Source organism: Pseudomonas sp. UBA6276 (assembly GCF_002438365.1).
GTDB classification, from domain to species: Bacteria; Pseudomonadota; Gammaproteobacteria; order Pseudomonadales; family Pseudomonadaceae; genus Aquipseudomonas; species Aquipseudomonas coleopterorum.
This window is the reverse complement of sequence record NZ_DJUS01000129.1, coordinates 54,098-73,296: the sequence shown is the minus strand read 5'-3', so window position 1 is coordinate 73,296 and position 19,199 is coordinate 54,098. Positions and strand designations below refer to the sequence as shown.

The 19,199-nt window shown below is 63.0% G+C and carries 17 protein-coding genes and 1 pseudogene; 9 read left to right on the top strand and 9 right to left on the bottom strand.

Translation table 11 applies throughout. The annotated features are described in order from the left end of the window. Window positions 1-3: 3 nt before the first annotated feature. Complete coding sequence (locus tag B2V21_RS15025; protein WP_286917270.1) at window positions 4-1,137, bottom strand: glycerate kinase; 1,134 nt, start codon at window positions 1,135-1,137, stop codon at window positions 4-6. Between the two features lie 225 nt (window positions 1,138-1,362). On the opposite strand from B2V21_RS15025, the gene B2V21_RS15020 reads away from it, so the two are divergent. Continuing rightward, window positions 1,363-3,630, top strand: coding sequence for a heavy metal translocating P-type ATPase (locus B2V21_RS15020; protein ID WP_286917269.1), 2,268 nt, complete (start codon window positions 1,363-1,365; stop codon window positions 3,628-3,630). Here B2V21_RS15020 and B2V21_RS15015 read toward each other — a convergent pair. The 3 genes from B2V21_RS15015 to B2V21_RS15005 form a co-directional block, all read right to left on the bottom strand. Beyond that, window positions 3,625-4,593, bottom strand: coding sequence for an XdhC family protein (locus B2V21_RS15015; RefSeq protein WP_286917268.1), 969 nt, complete (start codon window positions 4,591-4,593; stop codon window positions 3,625-3,627). The two genes, B2V21_RS15020 and B2V21_RS15015, sit on opposite strands and share 6 nt — an antisense overlap. 174 nt (window positions 4,594-4,767) lie before the next feature. After that, entirely contained in the window at window positions 4,768-5,169 is a 402-nt protein-coding gene (gene uraH / locus B2V21_RS15010) for a hydroxyisourate hydrolase (protein ID WP_049859518.1), read from the bottom strand. Window positions 5,170-5,183: 14 nt separating this feature from the next. After that, the gene (locus B2V21_RS15005; RefSeq protein ID WP_376787057.1) at window positions 5,184-5,651 is read right to left on the bottom strand and encodes a GlcG/HbpS family heme-binding protein; all 468 of its coding nucleotides are present in this window, start codon (window positions 5,649-5,651) and stop codon (window positions 5,184-5,186) included. Between the two features lie 134 nt (window positions 5,652-5,785). On the opposite strand from B2V21_RS15005, the gene B2V21_RS15000 reads away from it, so the two are divergent. The 3 genes from B2V21_RS15000 to B2V21_RS14990 all read left to right on the top strand — a co-directional run bounded on the left by B2V21_RS15000 (window position 5,786) and on the right by B2V21_RS14990 (window position 8,502). Further along, the gene (locus B2V21_RS15000; protein ID WP_056842773.1) at window positions 5,786-6,460 is read left to right on the top strand and encodes a heavy metal response regulator transcription factor; all 675 of its coding nucleotides are present in this window, start codon (window positions 5,786-5,788) and stop codon (window positions 6,458-6,460) included. Next, on the top strand, window positions 6,453-7,877 hold the full coding sequence (locus tag B2V21_RS14995; protein WP_286917267.1) for a heavy metal sensor histidine kinase: 1,425 nt from the start codon (window positions 6,453-6,455) through the stop codon (window positions 7,875-7,877). The genes B2V21_RS15000 and B2V21_RS14995 overlap by 8 nt, the downstream gene beginning before the upstream one ends. Window positions 7,878-7,971: 94 nt before the next feature. Beyond that, window positions 7,972-8,502 (top strand): Dps family protein, encoded by a 531-nt coding sequence (locus B2V21_RS14990; protein WP_122742326.1) that lies wholly within the window; start codon window positions 7,972-7,974, stop codon window positions 8,500-8,502. Window positions 8,503-8,549: 47 nt separating this feature from the next. On the opposite strand, the gene B2V21_RS14985 is transcribed toward B2V21_RS14990, so the two are convergent. The 4 genes and pseudogenes from B2V21_RS14985 to B2V21_RS14970 all read right to left on the bottom strand — a co-directional run bounded on the left by B2V21_RS14985 (window position 8,550) and on the right by B2V21_RS14970 (window position 12,578). Next, a complete protein-coding gene (locus B2V21_RS14985) occupies window positions 8,550-9,026 on the bottom strand; it encodes a copper chaperone PCu(A)C (RefSeq protein ID WP_286917266.1) in 477 nt (158 codons plus the stop codon). Next, window positions 9,026-9,631, bottom strand: coding sequence for an SCO family protein (locus B2V21_RS14980; RefSeq protein ID WP_049859513.1), 606 nt, complete (start codon window positions 9,629-9,631; stop codon window positions 9,026-9,028). The genes B2V21_RS14985 and B2V21_RS14980 overlap by 1 nt, the downstream gene beginning before the upstream one ends. Before the next feature lie 162 nt (window positions 9,632-9,793). Beyond that, a pseudogene (gene glsB / locus B2V21_RS14975) lies at window positions 9,794-10,667 on the bottom strand (glutaminase B). 99 nt (window positions 10,668-10,766) lie between these two features. Beyond that, on the bottom strand, window positions 10,767-12,578 hold the full coding sequence (locus B2V21_RS14970; protein WP_286917265.1) for an ABC transporter ATP-binding protein: 1,812 nt from the start codon (window positions 12,576-12,578) through the stop codon (window positions 10,767-10,769). A gap of 118 nt (window positions 12,579-12,696) precedes the next feature. Here B2V21_RS14970 and B2V21_RS14965 point away from each other — a divergent pair, with 118 nt between their 5' ends. The 3 genes from B2V21_RS14965 to B2V21_RS14955 all read left to right on the top strand — a co-directional run bounded on the left by B2V21_RS14965 (window position 12,697) and on the right by B2V21_RS14955 (window position 15,498). Beyond that, window positions 12,697-13,770 carry an FUSC family protein gene (locus B2V21_RS14965; RefSeq protein WP_286917264.1) on the top strand — a complete coding sequence of 358 codons (1,074 nt, stop codon included), beginning with the start codon at window positions 12,697-12,699 and terminating at the stop codon, window positions 13,768-13,770. Between the two features lie 115 nt (window positions 13,771-13,885). Further along, window positions 13,886-14,191 (top strand): DUF6482 family protein, encoded by a 306-nt coding sequence (locus tag B2V21_RS14960; protein ID WP_049859509.1) that lies wholly within the window; start codon window positions 13,886-13,888, stop codon window positions 14,189-14,191. Between the two features lie 176 nt (window positions 14,192-14,367). Then, window positions 14,368-15,498: a lactonase family protein gene (locus B2V21_RS14955; protein WP_286917263.1), complete on the top strand. Its 1,131-nt coding sequence runs from the start codon at window positions 14,368-14,370 to the stop codon at window positions 15,496-15,498. A 9-nt stretch (window positions 15,499-15,507) separates the two neighbouring features. On the opposite strand, the gene pcsA is transcribed toward B2V21_RS14955, so the two are convergent. Next, a complete protein-coding gene (gene pcsA, locus B2V21_RS14950) occupies window positions 15,508-16,227 on the bottom strand; it encodes a phosphatidylcholine synthase (RefSeq protein ID WP_286917262.1) in 720 nt (239 codons plus the stop codon). A gap of 413 nt (window positions 16,228-16,640) precedes the next feature. On the opposite strand from pcsA, the gene ppnN reads away from it, so the two are divergent. Both ppnN and B2V21_RS14940 read left to right on the top strand, forming a co-directional pair. Continuing rightward, window positions 16,641-18,014 (top strand): nucleotide 5'-monophosphate nucleosidase PpnN, encoded by a 1,374-nt coding sequence (ppnN, locus tag B2V21_RS14945; RefSeq protein WP_286917261.1) that lies wholly within the window; start codon window positions 16,641-16,643, stop codon window positions 18,012-18,014. A gap of 255 nt (window positions 18,015-18,269) precedes the next feature. Next, entirely contained in the window at window positions 18,270-19,028 is a 759-nt protein-coding gene (locus tag B2V21_RS14940; RefSeq protein WP_286917260.1) for an enoyl-CoA hydratase/isomerase family protein, read from the top strand. Window positions 19,029-19,199: the final 171 nt, after the last annotated feature.

Sequence of the window (19,199 nt, the reverse complement as noted above, 5' to 3'; positions counted from 1 at the left end):
CTGCTAGCGGCGCAGTTGCCAGAGCAAGGCGATATCCCGGGCGCGAGCGCTGAGCAGCTCACCTGCATCGCTGCAGGCCTGCTCCAGGGTCATCGGCCCGGATGCCAGGGAAAAGGCGGCGTCGATCCCGTGGTTGTAAAGCTCTTGATAACCCTCGCCCAGCGTGCCGGCCAACACCACCACAGGGACGCCTGCGTCGCGTGCGATGCGCGCGACACCGAAGGGTGTTTTTCCGCGCAGGGTCTGCGCATCGAAGCGCCCTTCCCCCGTGATCACCAGATTGGCACCTTCCACAGCCTGGGCGAGGCCCACCAATTGCGCCACGACTTCCACGCCTGGGCGGAACGAGGCATCGAGAAACGCCTTGGCCGCGAAACCCATGCCGCCGGCCGCTCCGCACCCCGGCAGGTTGCGGTGATCGTGGCCCAGTAGCGGTGCGCAGTGATCGGCAAAGTGGTTCAGGGCTTTATCCAGGGCCAAGACCTGTTCGGGCGTGGCGCCTTTCTGCGGACCGAAGATATGCGAGGCGCCATGCGGGCCGCACAAGGGGTTGTCGACATCGGCCGCGACTTCGAACTGCACCTCGGCCAGGCGCGGATCGAGACCGCTGATATCGAGCGCGCTCAGGTTCGCCAATGCCAGCCCACCACGGGGCAAGTCAGCGCCTTGGGCGTCGGTCAGGCGCAGGCCCAGCGCGCAGAGCATGCCGGTACCCGCGTCATTGGTGGCGCTGCCGCCAATGGCGAGAATGACGCGCCGCGCGCCGGCTTCCAGCGCGGCAGCAATCAGCTGCCCGGTGCCGTAGGTGCTGCTGGTGCAGGCATCGCGCTGCTGCCGTTCGAGCAACTGCAATCCGCTGGCTTCGGCCATCTCGATGATTGCGGTACGTTCGGTCGCCAGCCAGCCCCAATGCGCTTCGGTGGGCTGGCCCAGGGGGCCTTCCACGGTGAGGCTACGCAGCTCGCCCTGACAGGCGGCCATGATGGCCTGCATGGTGCCTTCGCCGCCATCGGCCATGGGCCGTTCGACGAGTTGCGCATCGGGGAGCGCCTGGCGCATTCCGCGGGCAATGGCCGAAGCCACATCGGCGGCGCTGAGGCTGTCCTTGAATGAGTCAGGTGCGATAACGATCTTCATGGCCGTTCTCCAGTTCTTGTACGTCCATGCTGCCAGTTTCACCGCGCCGGCGCGACTCCCGCAGGAGCGGTCATCGGCCGCGAAAGGCGCGATGCGGTGTGGCTGGTACACCGCGGTGCCCTTTTCGCGGCCACGGACCGCTCCTACGCAGAGTGTTGTCGGGCTTGACCTTCCCATGATGGGAAGGGTCAAAGTCGAGGCTTGGAATGGAAGGAGGATGTGAGCATGGCGGCGAATGAAGGGGCGATCGAGCTGGGCATTCAGGGGATGACCTGTGCGTCCTGCGTGGGTCGGGTCGAGCGGACACTGAGCAAGGTGCCCGGGGTAACGGCGGTGGCGGTCAATCTCGCCACCGAGCGCGGCCGGGTGGAAGGCGATAGCGCGCTGGACGTGCAGGCACTCATCGCCGCCATCGACAAGGCTGGCTACAGCGCCAGACTGATCGAACATACCCGCGAGGAGCTTGATCGAGCCAGCCAGGAACACCTGGACGACGCCACCCGCCTACGGCGGGACCTGCGCGGGTCGGTGGCACTGTCGCTGCCCGTGGTGATCCTGGAAATGGGCACGCACGTGATACCCGGTTTTCACGCCTGGCTCGACCAGCACCTCGCTCAGCAGAGTAACTGGCTGCTGCAGTTCGCCCTGACCACCTTGGTGCTGCTCCTCTGTGCCAAACGCTTCTACGTCAAAGGCGTCCAGGCGTTGCTGCGCGGTGCGCCGGACATGAACTCGCTGGTCGCGGTGGGCACCCTCGCCGCCTACGGCTTTTCCCTGGTATCGACCTTCGCCGCCCACGTGCTGCCCCCTGGCACGGCAACGGTCTATTACGAAGCGGTGTGCGTGATCATTTGCCTGATCCTGCTGGGTCGCACCTTGGAAGCCCGCGCCCGTGGCCGTACTTCCCAGGCGATCAAGCGCCTGTTGAACCTTCAGCCACAGACCGCCTGGGTGCAACGCCAAAGCGGGCTGATGGAAATCCCGCTGGCGCAATTGGTGCAGGGTGACGTGGTGCAGGTACGCCCCGGCGAGCGGATCGCGGTGGACGGCACCGTCGTAGCAGGCGACAGCTTCGTCGACGAATCGATGCTGACGGGCGAACCCATGCCGGTCCGCAAGCTGCGCAACGACAACGTCGTCGGTGGCACGCTGAACCAGAACGGCACGCTGCAGATACAGGCGACCGCGTTGGGCAGCGCCAGCCTGCTCGCCCGTATCGTCGCCATGGTCGAACAGGCTCAGGGCAGCAAGTTGCCGATCCAGGCGCTGGTTGACCGGGTGACGCTGTGGTTCGTGCCGGTGGTCATGGCTCTGGCGCTGGCCACTTTCGTCGGTTGGTACTGGCTGGGCCCTCAGCCCGCGCTGGGCATGGCGCTGGTGCACGCCTTGGCAGTGCTGATCATCGCCTGCCCCTGTGCGATGGGCCTGGCGACGCCCACCTCGATCATGGTCGGCACCGGTCGTGGCGCCGAGCTGGGCATTCTGTTTCGCAAGGGCGAGGCGCTGCAGCGGCTCAAAGAGGCACGTGTGGTCGCACTGGACAAGACCGGCACGCTCACCGAAGGCCAGCCGCGCCTGACCGACCTGCAGCTTGCACCTGGCTTCACCCGCGAAGGGCTGCTGCCCCTGCTGGCAGCGGTCGAGGTACTTTCCGAGCATCCGCTGGCCCTGGCCATCGTGGCGGCGGCACAGGAGGAACAGCTGACCTGGCCTCAAGCGCAGGACTTCCAGGCGCACACCGGCTACGGCGTCAGCGCCACGGTGGATGAGCAAAACGTGGCAATCGGTGCCGAGCGCTACATGGCGCAACTGGGTGTGGATACCGCGCCGTTCGCCAGCGCCGCGCACGCGCTGGCCGAACACGGCAAGACTCCATTGTATGCCGCAGTGAATGGCCAACTGGCTGCGGTCATCGCCGTAGCAGACACCCTCAAGCCCTCTACCCAGGCTGCGATTCAGACGCTGCATGCCCTGGGCCTGAAAGTGGCGATGATCTCAGGGGATGACCGCCGCACCGCACAGGCCATCGCCGCCCAGTTGGGCATCGATCATGTGGTGGCCGAGGTGCTGCCCAAGGGCAAGGTGGACGCCGTTCAGGCCTTGCAGCGCGAGTATGGCCTGACGGTCTATGTAGGCGACGGCATCAACGATGCGCCGGCGCTGGCCCAGGCCGATGTGGGCATGGCCGTGGGCAGTGGCACGGACATCGCCATCGAGGCAGCGGATGTGGTGCTGATGTCGGATAATCTGGGCTCGGTGGCCAGCGCCATCGCGCTGTCGACGGCGACCCTGAACAACATTCGTCAGAACCTGTTCTGGGCCTTCGTCTACAACGCTGCCCTGATCCCCGTGGCTGCGGGGCTGCTCTACCCGATCAACGAGCTGACCCTGTCGCCGCAATTCGCGGCGGGGGCCATGGCATTGTCGTCGGTTTTCGTGGTGGTCAATGCGCTGCGGCTCAAAGGCTTTCAGCCGCCCGCCGCACGCTCATAGGCGCTGCCGGTCGATGCCGTTGGCGGCACGCAGGATATCCGCCATGACCGCAAGGGCGATCTCGGCGGGTGTCTTGCTGCCCAGGTTCAGACCGATGGGTGCATGGATACGCTGCTGTGCATCGGCGTCCAGACCGCCGATGCGCTGAAGCCGCTCGAAACGCTTTTCACTGGTGCGCATCGAGCCCATGGCACCGATGTAGAAGGCTGGCGTGCGCACCGCTTCGAGCAGGGTCAGGTCGTCGAGTCGAGGGTCGTGGGTCAACGCCACCACGGCTGTCGCCGAATGGCAGCCGCCTTCGGCGATGAACACTGCAGGCAAGACCTCATGGACCTGCACCCCCGGCAGATCGAGACGGGCCAGGACTTCGGGGCGTGGTTCGCAGAGGATCACTTCGTAGCCCAGGCTCAAGGCGAACCCGGCACAGAACTCGGCCACCGGCGACAGGCCGGCCAGGATCAGGCGCTGTACGGCGCCGATGCGGATGCGGATTTCTTCGTCGTTCACCAGCACACGCGTATCGCCCATGCTCCCGGGGCTAATGCTGCGTTGATCGCTTCCGGGTACGACCTGGCGAGCCACCAGCTGGCCGCCGGCGAAGGCGTGTTCCACCTGCTGCAGGTGCTCCCGCGTCGCGTCGCCGGGCGAGAGGTATTCCACCAGCACATCCAGAACGCCGCCGCAGGGCAGCGCCATGGTCGGCGCCAGGCCGCCGTCGCCGTAGCGCACCACCTGATTGACCGGTGTGAAAAATCCGGCGGCGACGCGCTCCAGAAAATCGTCTTCCACACAGCCACCCGACAACGAGCCGCAATGTTCGCCATTATCCAGAGCGACCAGCATCGCCCCCGGCCCGCGTGGCGCCGAACCGAAGGTCGACAATACCGTGCACAGCCATACGCCCCGGCCCTGGCCAAGCCAGGCCTGGGCCTGTTGTATGACTTGCAGATCAAGCTGCTTCATCGATGGACACCCGTCATGATCCTGCGCAATTCCCCGGCGCCCTGCCCTGCGGCGCTGCTCTGGTGCAACAGACCGCAGGCAGGGGGCAATAGTTTTCCGGGTATGGCGAAAGCATGGCGGCCATCCTTGCAGGCACCCGACCGCAGCCGGGCACTCGCATCACTGCCCGTACGACTAGGAACCGCGATAGGTGCTGAAGCCGTAGGGGCTGAGCAGCAACGGGATGTGGTAGTGCTGCTCGGTGTTCTTGACCTCGAAGATCACCGGAATTTCCGGGAAGAACGTGTCATGGCCAACCTTGCGGTAGTAGTCGCCAGTCTTGAACACCACGCGGTATTCGCCCGCAGCGAACGGGCGCTGCTCTGGGAACAGCTCGGCGATGCGCCCTTGCTCGTTGGTAACGCCCTTGCCCAGTGCTTGCCACTGGTTGCCCTGATGCTGCTCCAGGGTCACTTCGATACCGGCCGATGGCACGCCGGTTTCCAGATTCAGTACGTGGACGCTCAGGGGATTGGCAGCCATCGCCAGGCCGGACAGCGAGGCCAGGCTGATGGCCAGTAGAGTCTTTTTCAACATGGTGCAGCGCTCCTTCAAGGGTGAATGGCCAGACCGACGGATTCGGTGGCCTTGATTGCACAGGCTTCGTCCTGCTCGGCGCCGCCGGCGCCGGCAATGCCAATGGCGCCAACCAACTGCGTGCCCTCGTAGACCGGCACGCCGCCGCCGAGCAGCAGCAACTGCCCCAGGGAAGTCAGGTTGGCGGCTTCGGGGTTGTTGCGGGCGCGTTCGGCAAAGGCCCGGGTCGGGGTCTTGGTCGAAAGTGCGGTGTAGGCTTTCAACCGCGCCGCTTCGGTGTTGTGCGGGCCCACCGCGTCGCCGCGTTGCTGGACGATGACATTGCCGCCACGGTCCAGGACCGCCACCGCGGCCACGCAGCCACTGCCGTTGGCCAGTCGCTGGGCGGTCGCCAGGTCCAGGTCCGGATGCTGGGCCAGCGCAGCATGGGCCTGCGTGGCCAGCAGGCAGCTCAGGGTGAATGTCATGCAAAGGGCTTTCATCGGGCTTCTCCGTGATCAGTGGCAACCACGTTAACAAGCCCGTCCCGACAGAACCCCGTCGCAGGGATTACAACTTTGTAATAGGCAATCGGGCGGCGGAGGCCTAGCCTATGCGCGGATACAGGAGCTGAACGATGCGTGTGTTGCTGGTTGAAGATGAAGCGAAGACGGCGAATTTTCTCGCCAAGGGGCTGGGTGAATCCGGCTTTTCGGTAGACGTGGCGCTCAACGGGCTGGATGGACGCTATCTGATCGAACAACAGGCGTATGACCTGGTGATTCTCGATGTCATGCTGCCCGGCCTGAACGGCTGGCAACTGCTCAAGCTGATCCGCCAGCGAGGCGCGACACCGGTGCTGTTCCTGACCGCCAAGGACGCCATCGAAGACCGCGTGCGCGGGCTGGAGCTGGGCGCCGACGACTACCTGGTGAAACCGTTCGCCTTCGCCGAGCTGTTGGCGCGGGTGCGTACGCTGCTGCGTCGGGGCGCGGTGCGCGAGGTCGAGCACTACCAGGTGGCCGATCTGGAAGTGGACGTGCTGCGCCGTCGAGTCAGCCGCGGTGGACAGCGCATCAGCCTGACCAACAAGGAGTTCGCCTTGCTGCACATGCTGATCAGCCGGCCCGGCGAGGCGCTCTCGCGCACATTGATCGCGTCCCAGGTGTGGAACCTGAATTTCGACAGCGATACCAACATGGTCGAGGTAGCGATACGACGCCTGCGGGCCAAGGTCGACGACCCGTTCATCCCCAAGCTGATCCATACCGTGCGCGGCGTCGGCTATCGGCTGGAGCACCAGGATGAGTGAACGCCGCCATTCTCTGGCCTGGCGGCTGGCGCTGGCCGTGGCGGTGGTCTGCACGCTGGCGATGAGTGCGGTCGCGGTGTTTCTGTATCGCTCGCTGGCGGCCGAGATTGCCTACCGCGACGACCTCGCCCTGCTGGGTCGGCTCGAGCAGGTCCGCACCCTGCTCCACGACAGCGACAGCCTGGGCGCCCTGCAGCAGCGCCCTCAGTTGTACCAGAACATGCTTGGCAATCAGGAGAGCGTGCTGCGCGTGCGCCGCGCCGATGGCAGTCTGGTGTTCGAGATCAACCCCCATGACGAGACATTGGGCGATCCGCCACGCATCGGTGTGAGTCAGCAGCCGAGCCGGACCGACATCCGTCAGGACCGTAACGCCTTGTTGCTGGCCGGTGACGCGGTCGGTCCGGCGGGCGAAGCGCTGACGGTGATGGTCGGCAAACGCCTGCACGAGCGCGAAGCGATCCTGGCCAGCTATCGGCTGCGTCTGTACCTGGCCGTTGCGGCGGGCGCATTGCTGGCCTGGATCATCGGTCTGCTGCTGGTACGGCGGGCCCTGACGCCCCTGCGCGATATGGCCGACGCGCTGGCCCTCATCGACCTGCGCAATCTGCATCGACGGCTGGCCGATACCGCCGGGCCCCTGGAATTGCAGGCGCCCATCCAGGCGCTCAATGGCATGCTGGCGCGGCTCGAACAGGGTTTCGAACGTCTCTCACAATTCTCGGCCGATCTGGCCCACGAAATTCGTACCCCGCTGCACACGCTGCTGGCCAGCACGGGCCAGGCCCTCAACCAGCCTCGTAGTGCGGATGAATACCGTGAATTGCTGGGTTCCAACATCGAGGAGTACGAGCGTCTGAACCGTATGGTGGAAAACCTGCTGTTCCTGGCCCGTGCCGACCACGGGCAGCGCCCGGTGCACCTGCAGGCCATCGACCTTGCTCATCTGGGCGAAGAGCTGTGCGACTACTTCCAGCTGCTGGCCGACGAGCGCGGTGCATGTCTTGAGCATTCGTTGCATGGGACGTTGAACACCGACCTGCAATTGTTGCAACGGGCCTTGGGCAATCTGCTCGCCAACGCGGTGCGCCACGCCCGCCCCGGTACGACTGTGCGGTTGAGCCGACACGATGACGCGGCGTTCGTGCGCCTGTGCGTACGCAACGAAGGTGACACCATTGCGCCCGAGCATCTGCCGAGGTTGTTCGATCGCTTCTTCCGCATCGACCCGGCACGCACGGAGCCTGGCGACTCCGGTGGCCTGGGGCTGGCAATCGTGCAGTCGATCATGACGTTGGTGAACGGCAAGGTGAGTGCGTCCAGTGGCAACGGCGTGACGACCTTGACCTTGAGCTTCCCGAATTCAGGCACTGTGCAGCTTGATTCCCACCCTGATAGCGACCCTTCATCGGCGTGATTGAAAAAATCTCTGAGCATTCCGGTTCACAGCGCGGTCGATTCAATTAGTGGTTACAAACCCTATCCCGAAAACCTGTACCAGGAGATTTCAAATGGCCGTTGCCAATGTGAAACAGGAACTCAAGACCGTATCGTCCGTCAAGGCCAAGGCCGAGAAAGGCGAAGGCGCCCGCTTGCAGAACCAAGCCGAAGTTGGTCAGGAACTGGCAGTGCTGCTGTCTGACGTCTTTGCGCTGTACTTCAAAACCAAGAACTACCACTGGCACATGAAAGGCTCGCATTTCCGCGACTATCATCTGCTGCTGGAAGAGCAAGCCACTCAGATCTACGCCATCACTGACCTGATTGCCGAGCGCGCTCGCAAGATTGGCGAGCCGACCGTTCGCTCGATGGAACAGATGGTGCAACTCAAGCGTCTGGCCAGCAGCGAAGTTGCCGACCTGTCGCCGGAAGACATGCTGACCGAGCTGCATGACGACAACCAGTCCCTGGCTGCCTACATGCGCACTACCCACGGCGTCACCGACGAAGCCAACGACCTGTCCACCACCAGCCTGCTGGAAGAGTGGATCGACCAGGCCGAAGAGCGTGCCTGGTTCCTGGGTCAGACCGTCGGCAAGTGATTGCGACGGTACAACTGTGATGCCGGCAGCGCCCTGTTGCCGGTCATTCAGTGTGCGTGAGCGTGGTCAGGTGCATTCAGCGCCCTGGCCACGGCATTCACTTCCAGCGTTTCTTCCTCTCCCTGTGCATTCTTGATCTTCAGGGTCAGCGGCACCGCATCACCCTCTTTCACCTGCTTGACCAAGCCCATCAACATCACGTGATAGCCGTTGGCATCGAACATGACCGGTTCGCCTGCGGGCAGACTGACTTCATCCACCGGCAACATGCTCATCACGTCGCCTTTCATGGTCGACTGGTGGATCTGCGTGTCCTTGGCAGCCGGTGACTGCACGCTGAGCAAGATGCTGTCCGAATCCGCCGTCAGCGTCATGAATGCGCCGGTAGCCGGCTGGCCTGGAACCGTGGCACGCGCCCAGGCATCTTCCACGGTGGTTTGGGCCATGGCATAGCCGGAGAGGCTCAGGGCGACTGCCAGGAAGGTGGATTGGCGCAGGGCTTTCAATGTGGCAACGGGTTTCATCAGCAGACTTCCATTACGGTGAGCAGGTCCTCGGCGCACTCTTGTGCGGTGAGGGAATGGGACAGACCCAGGCGCAGCACGCCTCGGGAGTCGTAGACGTAACTGGTCGAGGTATGGGAGATGGTGTAGGTATCCCCTACCGGGACCTTTTCGTAGAACACCTTGAACTCCTTCGCCACCTCGGCGGTTTGTTCAAGCGTACCGCGCAGGGCCACGAAGGTGGGGTCGAAGAGTTTGACGTAGGCGTCGAGGACTTCCGGCGTGTCGCGTTCGGGGTCCAGGGTGATGAAGATCACCTGCAGGCGGTCACCGTCGCGGCCCATGAGTTTCTTGGCCTGGACCGCACGCGCCAAGGTGGTCGGGCAGACGGCCGGGCACTGGGTGAAACCGAAGAACACCATGGGCATCATGCCGCGAAAACTGGACAGGGTCTTTTCGTTGCCCTGCGGGTCCTTGAGCCGGAAGGTGCGGCCAAGGATCTCGTTGCTCAGGTCCTTGCCGTACTTGAACGACAGCGTATTGCTGTCGCCACATCCGGCCAGTGCACCGAGACCGAGAATGCCCATACCGGCGAGTACTCGGCGGCGGGTCGGGAAATCGTTCATGCCATATCGCCCTCTGAAGAGGGCCGCAGTTTAAGGTCCACAGCGGCGCTTGGGCACTGCAACCTGTCACATTTTGTTTAATCGCGGACGGTCAGGCCTACCCTGCCATGCCCTTCGCGGTCCGTGGCCGCGAAAAAGCACCTCGGTCGATCAGGCCTCTACCTAAAAAACCGACCAGCCGATCCGCTCGCTGAGTAGCTCCAGTGCAGCCATGCCGGCCAGCGAGTTGCCTGCAGGGTTGAGTTCCGGGGACCAGACGCACACCGTGAACTGCCCTGGCACCACCGCGACGATGCCGCCGCCNNCGGTAGGCGAAGTTGCCCGCCTCGTCGTACAGCCCGCTGGTGGCCATGATCGAGTTGACCTGCTGGGTCTGGCGCCGGGTCAGTACCTGCTCGCCACTGTGTTTGCAGTAGCCGTCGTTGGCCAGGAAGCAGAAGGCGCGGGCCAGATCGACGCAGTCCATACGCAACGCGCAGTGGCTGAAATAGCTGCGCAGCACCGCTTCGACGTCGTTGTGGAAGTTGTCGAACGACTTCATCAGGTAAGCCATGGCCGCATTGCGCGCCCGGTGCTGGTATTCCGATTCCGCCACCCGGCCATCGACGATCACCTGAGGGTTGCCCGACAACCGCCGCGCCAGGTCGCGCATCGACAGCGCAGGAGCGGCGAAGCGCGACTGGTTGATGTCGCAGATCACCAGCGCACCGGCGTTGATGAACGGGTTGCNNCGTTCGAACTCCAGCTGCACCAGGGAATTGAACGGCTGCCCGGACGGCTCGTGACCCAGTCGCTGCCAGATGTCTTCACCCGAGTGGCCGATCGCCTGGACCAGGCTGAACACCTTGGAAATACTCTGAATGGAAAACGGCGTGTGGGCATCGCCGGCGCTGAACACTTCACCATCGTTGCCGTACACGGCAATGCCCAGTTGCGCGGCGGGCACATCGGCCAACGCCGGAATGTAATCGGCCACCTTGCCTTGTCCGATCAGAGGGCGGACGGCATCCAGTATTTCAACCAAAAGCGCTTGCATCGGGCTACTCGCATCAAGGGATCAAGCCGTAGACGGCGGCACTTGCAAACGCATCACAGATCCGCTCTGTCGGGGGTGGCGGTGCATCTGCTAGACCTCTCAGCGATAACCCCGCGCCTGCAGGTCGAACAGTTCGGCGTAACGCCCCGCCTGGGCCATCAGTTGTTCATGGTTGCCGCGCTCCAGCACCCGGCCCTGTTCCAGGACCACAATATGGTCGGCATTGCGCACACTCGAGAAGCGGTGCGAAATCAACAGGGTCATGCGGCCCTTGGCGTACTCGCGAAAATGCTCGAACACCGCCGCTTCGGCACTGGCGTCCAGTGCTGCGGTGGGCTCATCGAGAATCAGAATGTCGGCATCGCGCCGCATGTACGCCCGGGACAGCGCCAGCTTCTGCCATTGCCCACCGGACAGCTCCTGCCCACCTGCAAACCAGCGCCCCAACTGAGTGGCATAGCCGTGCTCCAGACGCTCGATAAACGGCTCGGCCGTGCCCTGCACCGCCGCCTCGCGCCAGCGCTGGGTGTCATCGAACGCACGGGTGTCACCCACCCCGAGGTTTTCCCCGACGCTGAACTGATAGCGGATGAAATCCTGGAAGATCACCCCGATACGCTGACGCAGCGCCTCTTCCTGCCAGTCCTGCAGATCGCTGCCATCGAGCAGGATGCGTCCCTCGTCCGGCCGGTACAAACGCGTCAGCAGCTTGATCAAGGTGGTCTTGCCTGAACCGTTCTCGCCCACCAGCGCCAGGCTCTTGCCCGGCATCAGGTGCAGGTCGATACCCTGCAAGGTGGCGCGGTTGGCGCCTGGATAGCGGAAGCCCAGCCCTTCACAGCGCAGGCCGTCGCCTGGCTTCACGCCCTGAGTGAGATCGCCCTGAGTGGCCTGCACCGGGTAGGCCAGATAGTCGTACAGGTCCGCCAGGTACAAGCCGTCTTCGTACAGGCCGCCGATCGCCGTAAGGCTGCTGCTGACCGCGCTCTGCCCCTGCTTGAACAACACCAGGTACATGGTCATCTGCCCCAGGGTGATGTGTCCGTTCACTGTGTCGATGACGATCCAGCCATACGCCAGGTAGAACGCCGTCGTGCCCAATAGACCCAGCACGAAACCCCAGCCGTCCCGACGCAAGGTCAGGCGGCGATCCTCGGCATACAGCTTGGTAAAGGTGTCGCGATAGCGCTGCAGCAAGAGCGGCGCGAAACCGAACAGCTTCACCTCCTTGATGTAGCCCTCGTGGGAAAGCAGTGTTTCGATGTAATTCTGTCGACGGGTTTCCGGTGCGCGGCGGCTGAACAGGCGGAAGGCATCGCCGGAAAAATGCGCTTCGGCAAAGAACACCGGCAATGCGCCAATCACCAGGATCACCAATGCCCAAGGCGAGAAATGCACCAGCAACACACCGAAGCTGACCAGGGAAATCAGGTTCTGCACCAACCCCAGCGACTTGCTCACCAGCGCCAGCGGTCGCGTGGACGCTTCCCGGCGCACGCGCACCAGCTTGTCGTAGAACTCCGAGTCCTCGAACTGCATCAACGAAAGCGTCTGGGCTTTCTCCAGAATCAGTGTATTGACCTTCTGTCCCAGCTGGACACGCAGCAGCGCCTGTTGCACCGAGAGGCCGCGCTGCGCTGCGGCCAGCAGTGCCAGCACACCGGCTTCCAGCAAGACATAGCGCAGCACCGGCCACAGTGGCGCAGCGCCGGTCTGCTGATGCAGCTGCATGGCAGCCACCACTGCATCGACGATGCGCTGGCCCAGCCAGGCTGCCAATGCTGGCAGGATCCCTGCGGCCAGCGTGGCCAGTACCAGTCCCAGCAGCAGGCCGGGTGAAGTTGCCCAAACCAGTTGCAAGGCACGTCGGGCCTGGCCCAGAAAATTCTTCAGACGAGAGAAGTCGAGCATCGACAAAAGCGTTCCTTGAACAAGATATATGGCCGCAGCCATGACACAATTTACCTTCCAGCCCAGAGTCGACAGCTGTGTGGCGGACTTATTCCAGGTACCCATGGTCATTTAACGGATGAATGCATTCAAATCCATTGCTCTACCCTTCTGGTTGCGCCGCGTGCTGCGGCCGTTGCTCGATCCCTACCGTCGTTACCGGCACGCGCGCCTGATCCACGCCGCACGCATTGTCGCCGCCTTGCTGGTGTCCATTCTGCTGACCAGTGGCTTCAACCTGCCCCACGGCGAGTGGGCATCGGTCACCCTGCTGATCGTCATCGGCGGGCTCCAGCACCATGGCAATATCGGCAAGAAATCGGTGGAACGTGCCTACGGCACCCTCATCGGCGCCGCGCTCGGGCTGGCCGTGGTAGCCCAGCAGAACTACTTTGAACTGCCCATCGTCACTTACCTGCTGATGTCGGTGGCCTGCGGCTTCTTCGCCTACCATGCGATCGGCAAGGGTGGCTACACGGCGCTGTTGTCGGCCATCACGTTGTTCATCGTCGCCGGTCATGGCGACAATCCGATCACCGACGGCCTGTGGCGCACCGTCGACATCCTCATCGGCATCGCCCTGGCCCTGGCGTTTTCGTTCGCCCTGCCGCTTTACGCCGTGTATTCCTGGCGCTACAACCTGGCCACCGGGTTGCGCGGCTGCGCGACCATTCATAGTCGGATCGTCAGTGGCCAGCCGGTGTCAGCCGATGAACACCTCAAGCTGATGGCCAAGCTCAACGCGAACATGGTCCAGCTGCGCTCGCTGCTGCCGTCGGTGTCCAAGGAAGTGAAGATCTCCATGACCGAGCTGGACGCGATCCAGGGTCATCTCCGCATGTGCCTGAGCACTCTTGAAATCCTCGCCAACCTGCGCCCCAGCGGGACCGACCGCAACGCCATGGCGCAATTGCAGCAGTGCCTGAGCGGTGAGCACCGGCACATTCGTCGGCAACTGGTGGGCATGGCCCGCGCCTTGCGCGATGGTGCCACCGAACGGCTGGAGCGCAACTACGCCAGCGCTGATGCGGACGCGCCCAACGTGGTACCCGGTGAGCTGATAGGGTATCGCCTGCTGACGCTGCAATTGGTCAATAACCTCGACGGGCTGCAGCAACGATTGGCCAAGACCGCGAGCCGCTGGAAGATCTGACGCGGCGCGCGCGAGGTGCCGCGCGATGGAACTCCCTCAGCGTGGCCGGCCTCAAACCTTGCATGGGGCAAGAGCGATGGCCACTCCGGTCCATCCCGCCATTTCGAGGTCGCGCATGAACATCGATAAATTGAGTAGCCACGTCAACAATGGCGAAATCCACGAAGTGAACCTGGTCTCCATGGAGGGTGGCTCCTACGTGCTGCACGCTATCCTGGAGGGTGTGTCGCAGCCGGTGGCCAGTGACAATGGCGCGACCATTCACGTCGCCTCGGTCGAGGAAGCACGCAAGGTGCTGGCCGGTGTCGCCGACATCAAGTTGTTCCTTGTGCAGGGCAACGCCCATGACGAGATGATTGGCAACCCCGAGGAAGGCAACCACATCATGCGCGAAGAAATTCCCCTGCGTTCCAGCCTGTAATCATCACCCCTGTAGCAGCGGCGCAAGCCGCGTAGGCCACACCGCGTTCACAGTGACCTGTTGCGGAGGCGGCCGACGCGGCTTGCGCCGCTGCTACAGGGGAAGGTGGAATTCTTTACTTCGGTGCAGTGCACTCATAGGATGACTGATCACAACAACAAAACCGAGGATCATTCATGCGTAAACATTTGCTTCTTGCGGCTGCCATTGGTTGCGCGGGCGGTATGGCTCAGGCCAACACCTTTGCCTATATCTCAAGCCCCGACGACGGCATGATCTCTCAATACCGCCTGGACGAAACCACCGGCTCCCTGACTCTGCTGCACCAGACCCCTGCTGGCGACAAGGTCAACCCCATGGCCCTCAGCCCCGATAACACGACTCTGTATGCCGCGCTGCGGGTCGAGCCCTTTCGAGTGATCGCTTACCGTATCGACCCCGGCACTGGCCAACTAACCGCCGCCGCCGAGGCACCGCTCGCTGCCAGCCTGGCGTACCTGAGCACCGATCGCAGCGGCCGTTACCTGATGGGCGCCTCTTACGGGGGCAACGTGCTCACCGTACAAGCCATCGATGCGGAGCATCGCCCGGCCAAGGAGAGCAAGGTCTACCCTACCGGCCCTTATGCCCACTCGGTGCGCAGCGACCCCAGCAACCATTTCGTCTACGCCACCTCGCTTGGGGATGAGAAGGTGATGCAGTTCTCCTTCGACCAGAAGAGCGGCGCACTGGAGCCCATCGGCCCTGCCCATGTGTCGGTGACAGCCGGTAGCGGCCCGCGGCACATCGCATTCGCGCCAGGAGGCAAGTTCCTCTACGTAGTGGGTGAGCTGAGCGGTACGGTCGACAGTTTTTCCATCGACTCACAGACGGGCGCTCTGACCAAAGTGGCCCATGCCGAAGGCGTGCCCAAATCTCTGAATCTGGTACAGGGCGAAATCCGCAATGCGGCCAACAACGACCTCAAGGACGACCCTACCCCGCGGATCTGGGCGGCGGACATTCGCGTGTCGCCGGATGGTCAGTTGATCTACATCACCGAGCGCACAACCAGCTCCGTCTCGGCATTCAAGGCTGATCCGAACAGCGGTACCTTGAGCTTCCAGGGCAATTATCCGTTGCAGGAAAAACAACCGCGCAACATCGCCTTCTCACCCAGTGGACGTTGGTTGCTGGTGACCGGCGAGAAAGCCGACAAGGTGGGAAGTTACGCAGTGGGTGCGCAAGGCGCGCTGACCCGTACCGGGGAGGCGCCTTCAGGCAAAGGCGCCCTGTGGATCGAGATGCTCAACTTGCCCGGCGCTTGAATCCAGGCATCAGGCGCGCAGGCGGCCGAGCCATTCGACCACTGTGCGCCAGACGCAGATGCCCAGGAAATAAGCCGACATCAAGCTCCACAGCCCCATCGCCACCGGGTTGCTGGCCGGATGATTGAGGATCAGCACGAAGGTGCACAGCAGCCATATCGAGGTCACGGCGATGTTGATCGCCATGCAGCGACGAACCCGGAACGGGTGCAGGAACTTCATCTTGGTGACGGTCAGCAGGGCCAGACCGATCACGCTGAGCAGCGCCACCCACGGCGACGGCGAAATGATGTACATGCACAGCGCGACCACGTTCCACGCCGCCGGGAATCCAACGAAGTAGTTGTCTTTGCTCTTCATGTTGACGTTGCAGAAACAGAACAGCGACGACACCAGGATGATGCTGACGGTGATCAGCATGGTGAATTCGGGCAAGGGGATGTAGCGGTAGATGAACAGCGCCGGAATGAACACGTAGGTCAGGTAGTCGATCACCAGATCCAACGTGGAGCCGTCGAAGTGCGGCAGTACCGACTGGGTGTTGAGCTTGCGCGCCAGCGAGCCGTCGACGCCGTCCACCACCAGCGCCAGGCCCAGCCATAGCAGGCAGATCTTCGGCTGGCCATCGAAAAGCGCCAGTGTGGCAAGAAAGGCCAGCACCACGCCGGTGGCGGTGAAGCCGTGGGCGCCCCATGCTTTGAGCGTGGCCGAGGGTCTGATCAATATCACGGGGTGTTCTCCAGGAAGTAGACGGGCCAAGACAATCGCTGGCAGGTATCCACAGCATTGACCCGAAAGCGGCCTCTGTAAAAGGGTGGGCCGCAGCTATCGACCGGGCGTGTGGGGGTAAGGTTCACGACTCGGTCCCCGTAAGTGTCACAGGTAACGCGGTGCGCTGCCAAGCGATTCACTGCATTGGAGTTTTTCTGGCGACGGACGTTGACCGACGCGCAGCGGCGCGGAGTAAGATGAGACCAGTGTCGATCAGCCCCATGCCCAGGAGGAAACGGTTTTTCATCAACAGGACAAGCAGACCCGGCGCCCAGGCTCGAAAGACAGACAGCCTGGGGCCGGTGAAGTCGCTCATTATCCAGATGGGGCGGCCCGTGTGGCCGCGCTACAGTGCGTTAAGGGAATATAGAATGGCCCCAAGAAATGTGATCAATGCCTCGGTCAGCCCCAAGGGCAGCCTTGAAACCCTCTCCCAGCGTGAAGTCCAGCAACTCAGCGCCGCCGGTTCCGGCAGCACCTACACCCTCTTTCGCCAGTGTGCCCTGGCCATCCTCAACACCGGCGCCCATGTCGACAACGCCAAGACCATCCTCGATGCCTATCAGGATTTCGAGGTGCGCATCCACCAGCAGGACCGCGGTGTTCGCCTGGAACTGCTGAACGCTCCGGCCGACGCCTTCGTCGACGGTGAAATGATCGCCAGCACTCGCGAAATGCTGTTCAGCGCATTGCGCGACATCGTCTATACCGAAAGCGAGCTGCACAGCCAGCGCATCGACCTGAGCGACTCCCAGGGCATCACCGACTACGTCTTTCATCTATTGCGCAACGCCCGCACCCTGCGAGCCGGTCTCGAGCCCAAGATGGTGGTGTGCTGGGGCGGCCACTCGATCAATTCGGACGAATACAAGTACACCAAGAAAGTCGGCCACGAACTGGGCCTGCGGAAATTGGACATCTGCACCGGCTGCGGCCCTGGCGTGATGAAAGGCCCGATGAAAGGCGCCACCATCGCCCATGCCAAGCAGCGCATGAGCGGCGGACGCTACCTGGGGCTGACCGAGCCGGGCATCATCGCGGCGGAAGCGCCGAACCCGATCGTCAACGAGCTGGTCATTCTCCCGGACATCGAGAAGCGTCTGGAAGCGTTCGTGCGCGTGGGTCACGGGATCATCATCTTCCCCGGCGGCGCGGGCACGGCCGAGGAATTCCTGTACCTGCTGGGTATCCTGATGCACCCGGACAACCAGGGGCTGCCGTTCCCGGTAATCCTCACCGGGCCCAGGAGCGCCGAGGCGTATCTGCAGCAACTGGATCATTTCGTCGTGGCGACGTTGGGCGAGGCGGCGCGGGATCACTACCAGATCATCATCGACAACCCGGCCGACGTGGCACGGGAGATGACCGAGTCGTTGAAGAAGGTCAAATCGTTCCGCCGCGAGCGTAACGACGCGTTCCACTTCAACTGGCTGCTAAAGATCGAGGAAAGCTTCCAGCGTCCATTCGACCCGACCCACGCTAACATGGCCAATCTGGAACTGAGCCGCGCCCTGCCCCCGCATCAGCTGGCGGCCAACCTGCGCCGGGCGTTTTCCGGCATCGTGGCGGGCAACGTCAAGGACAAGGGCATTCGCCTGATCGAAGAACACGGGCCGTACCAGATCCGTGGCGATGCCGCAGTGATGGAGCCGCTGGACAAGTTGCTGCAGGCGTTCGTCGAGCAGCACCGCATGAAACTGCCGGGTGGCGCAGCCTATGTGCCCTGCTACCGCGTTGTGACCTGATCCTTCCCTCTCCATGATCCGCTCCCATACCCCTGCGTGGGAGCGGTCATCGGCCGCGAAACTCGCACCGCATAACACCTGACACACCGCACCGCCCTCTTCTCGGCACTGACCGCTGCCACCGTGTGCGCGTCGATCTGAGTGCGGTGGTCTCTTCGGTCGTGCGCGCTTTGCCAATAATCCACACAAACCTGTTGCGCATCCGGCGGGATAATTCTATCGTTATTCCACATCAACTATCGCATTGAGATAAATATGTCAGACATCGTGCTAGAAATCAAAGGCCCCGTCGCTGTCATCACCCTCAATCGTCCGGCGGTGCTCAATGCATGGACCACGCCGATGCGTAACGAAATCAGCGAAGCCCTGAACGGCTACAACACCGACCCTGCCATCAAAGCCGTGATCATGACCGGCGCTGGCGACCGGGCGTTTTCCGCGGGCCAGGACCTTTCCGAAGCCCATGATTTCGACGGCGATCGGGCCGTGGAATGGGTGGGTGAATGGGAGCGCTACTACGCCACGTTGCGCGGACTCTCCAAGCCTTTGATCATCGCGCTCAACGGCACGGCCGCAGGTTCGGCGTTCCAGGTCGCGCTACTGGGCGACATCCGCATCGGCCACCCCGGCGTGCGCATGGGCCAGCCAGAGATCAACTCGGGCATTCCCAGCACCACAGGTCCCTGGATCATGAACAGCATGCTGGGCATGTCGCGCACCATCGAGCTGACACTGACCGGCCGCTTGATGAATGCCGACGAGTGCAAGCAGATCGGCTTGATTCACCATCTGGTGCCGGCCGATCAGGTGATGAGCAAGGCGCTCGAAATCGCCGAAGAACTGGCCGCCAAGCCACCTATCGCCATGCGCCTGGACAAGCAGCGATTCCGCGAAATGAGTGAGCCGGGCTTCAAGGACTGCATCGAAGCCGGCCGACGCCTGCAAAAGGAAGCGTACGACTCCGGCGAGCCGGCACGCATGATGGAAGCCTTCTTCAAGGCGCGGGCCAAGTAAAACCTGGCCTACCTTCTGAAAGCAGATTAACAGTGGGAGCGCGCCAATTGTGGGAGCGGGCTCTGCCCGCGAAGGCGGCGATGCGGAGGCACTGATACACCGTGGAGGCCCGCTCGCGGGCAGAGACCCGCTCCCACAGGGTTCGCCCCCACACTGTGGGAGCGGGCTCTG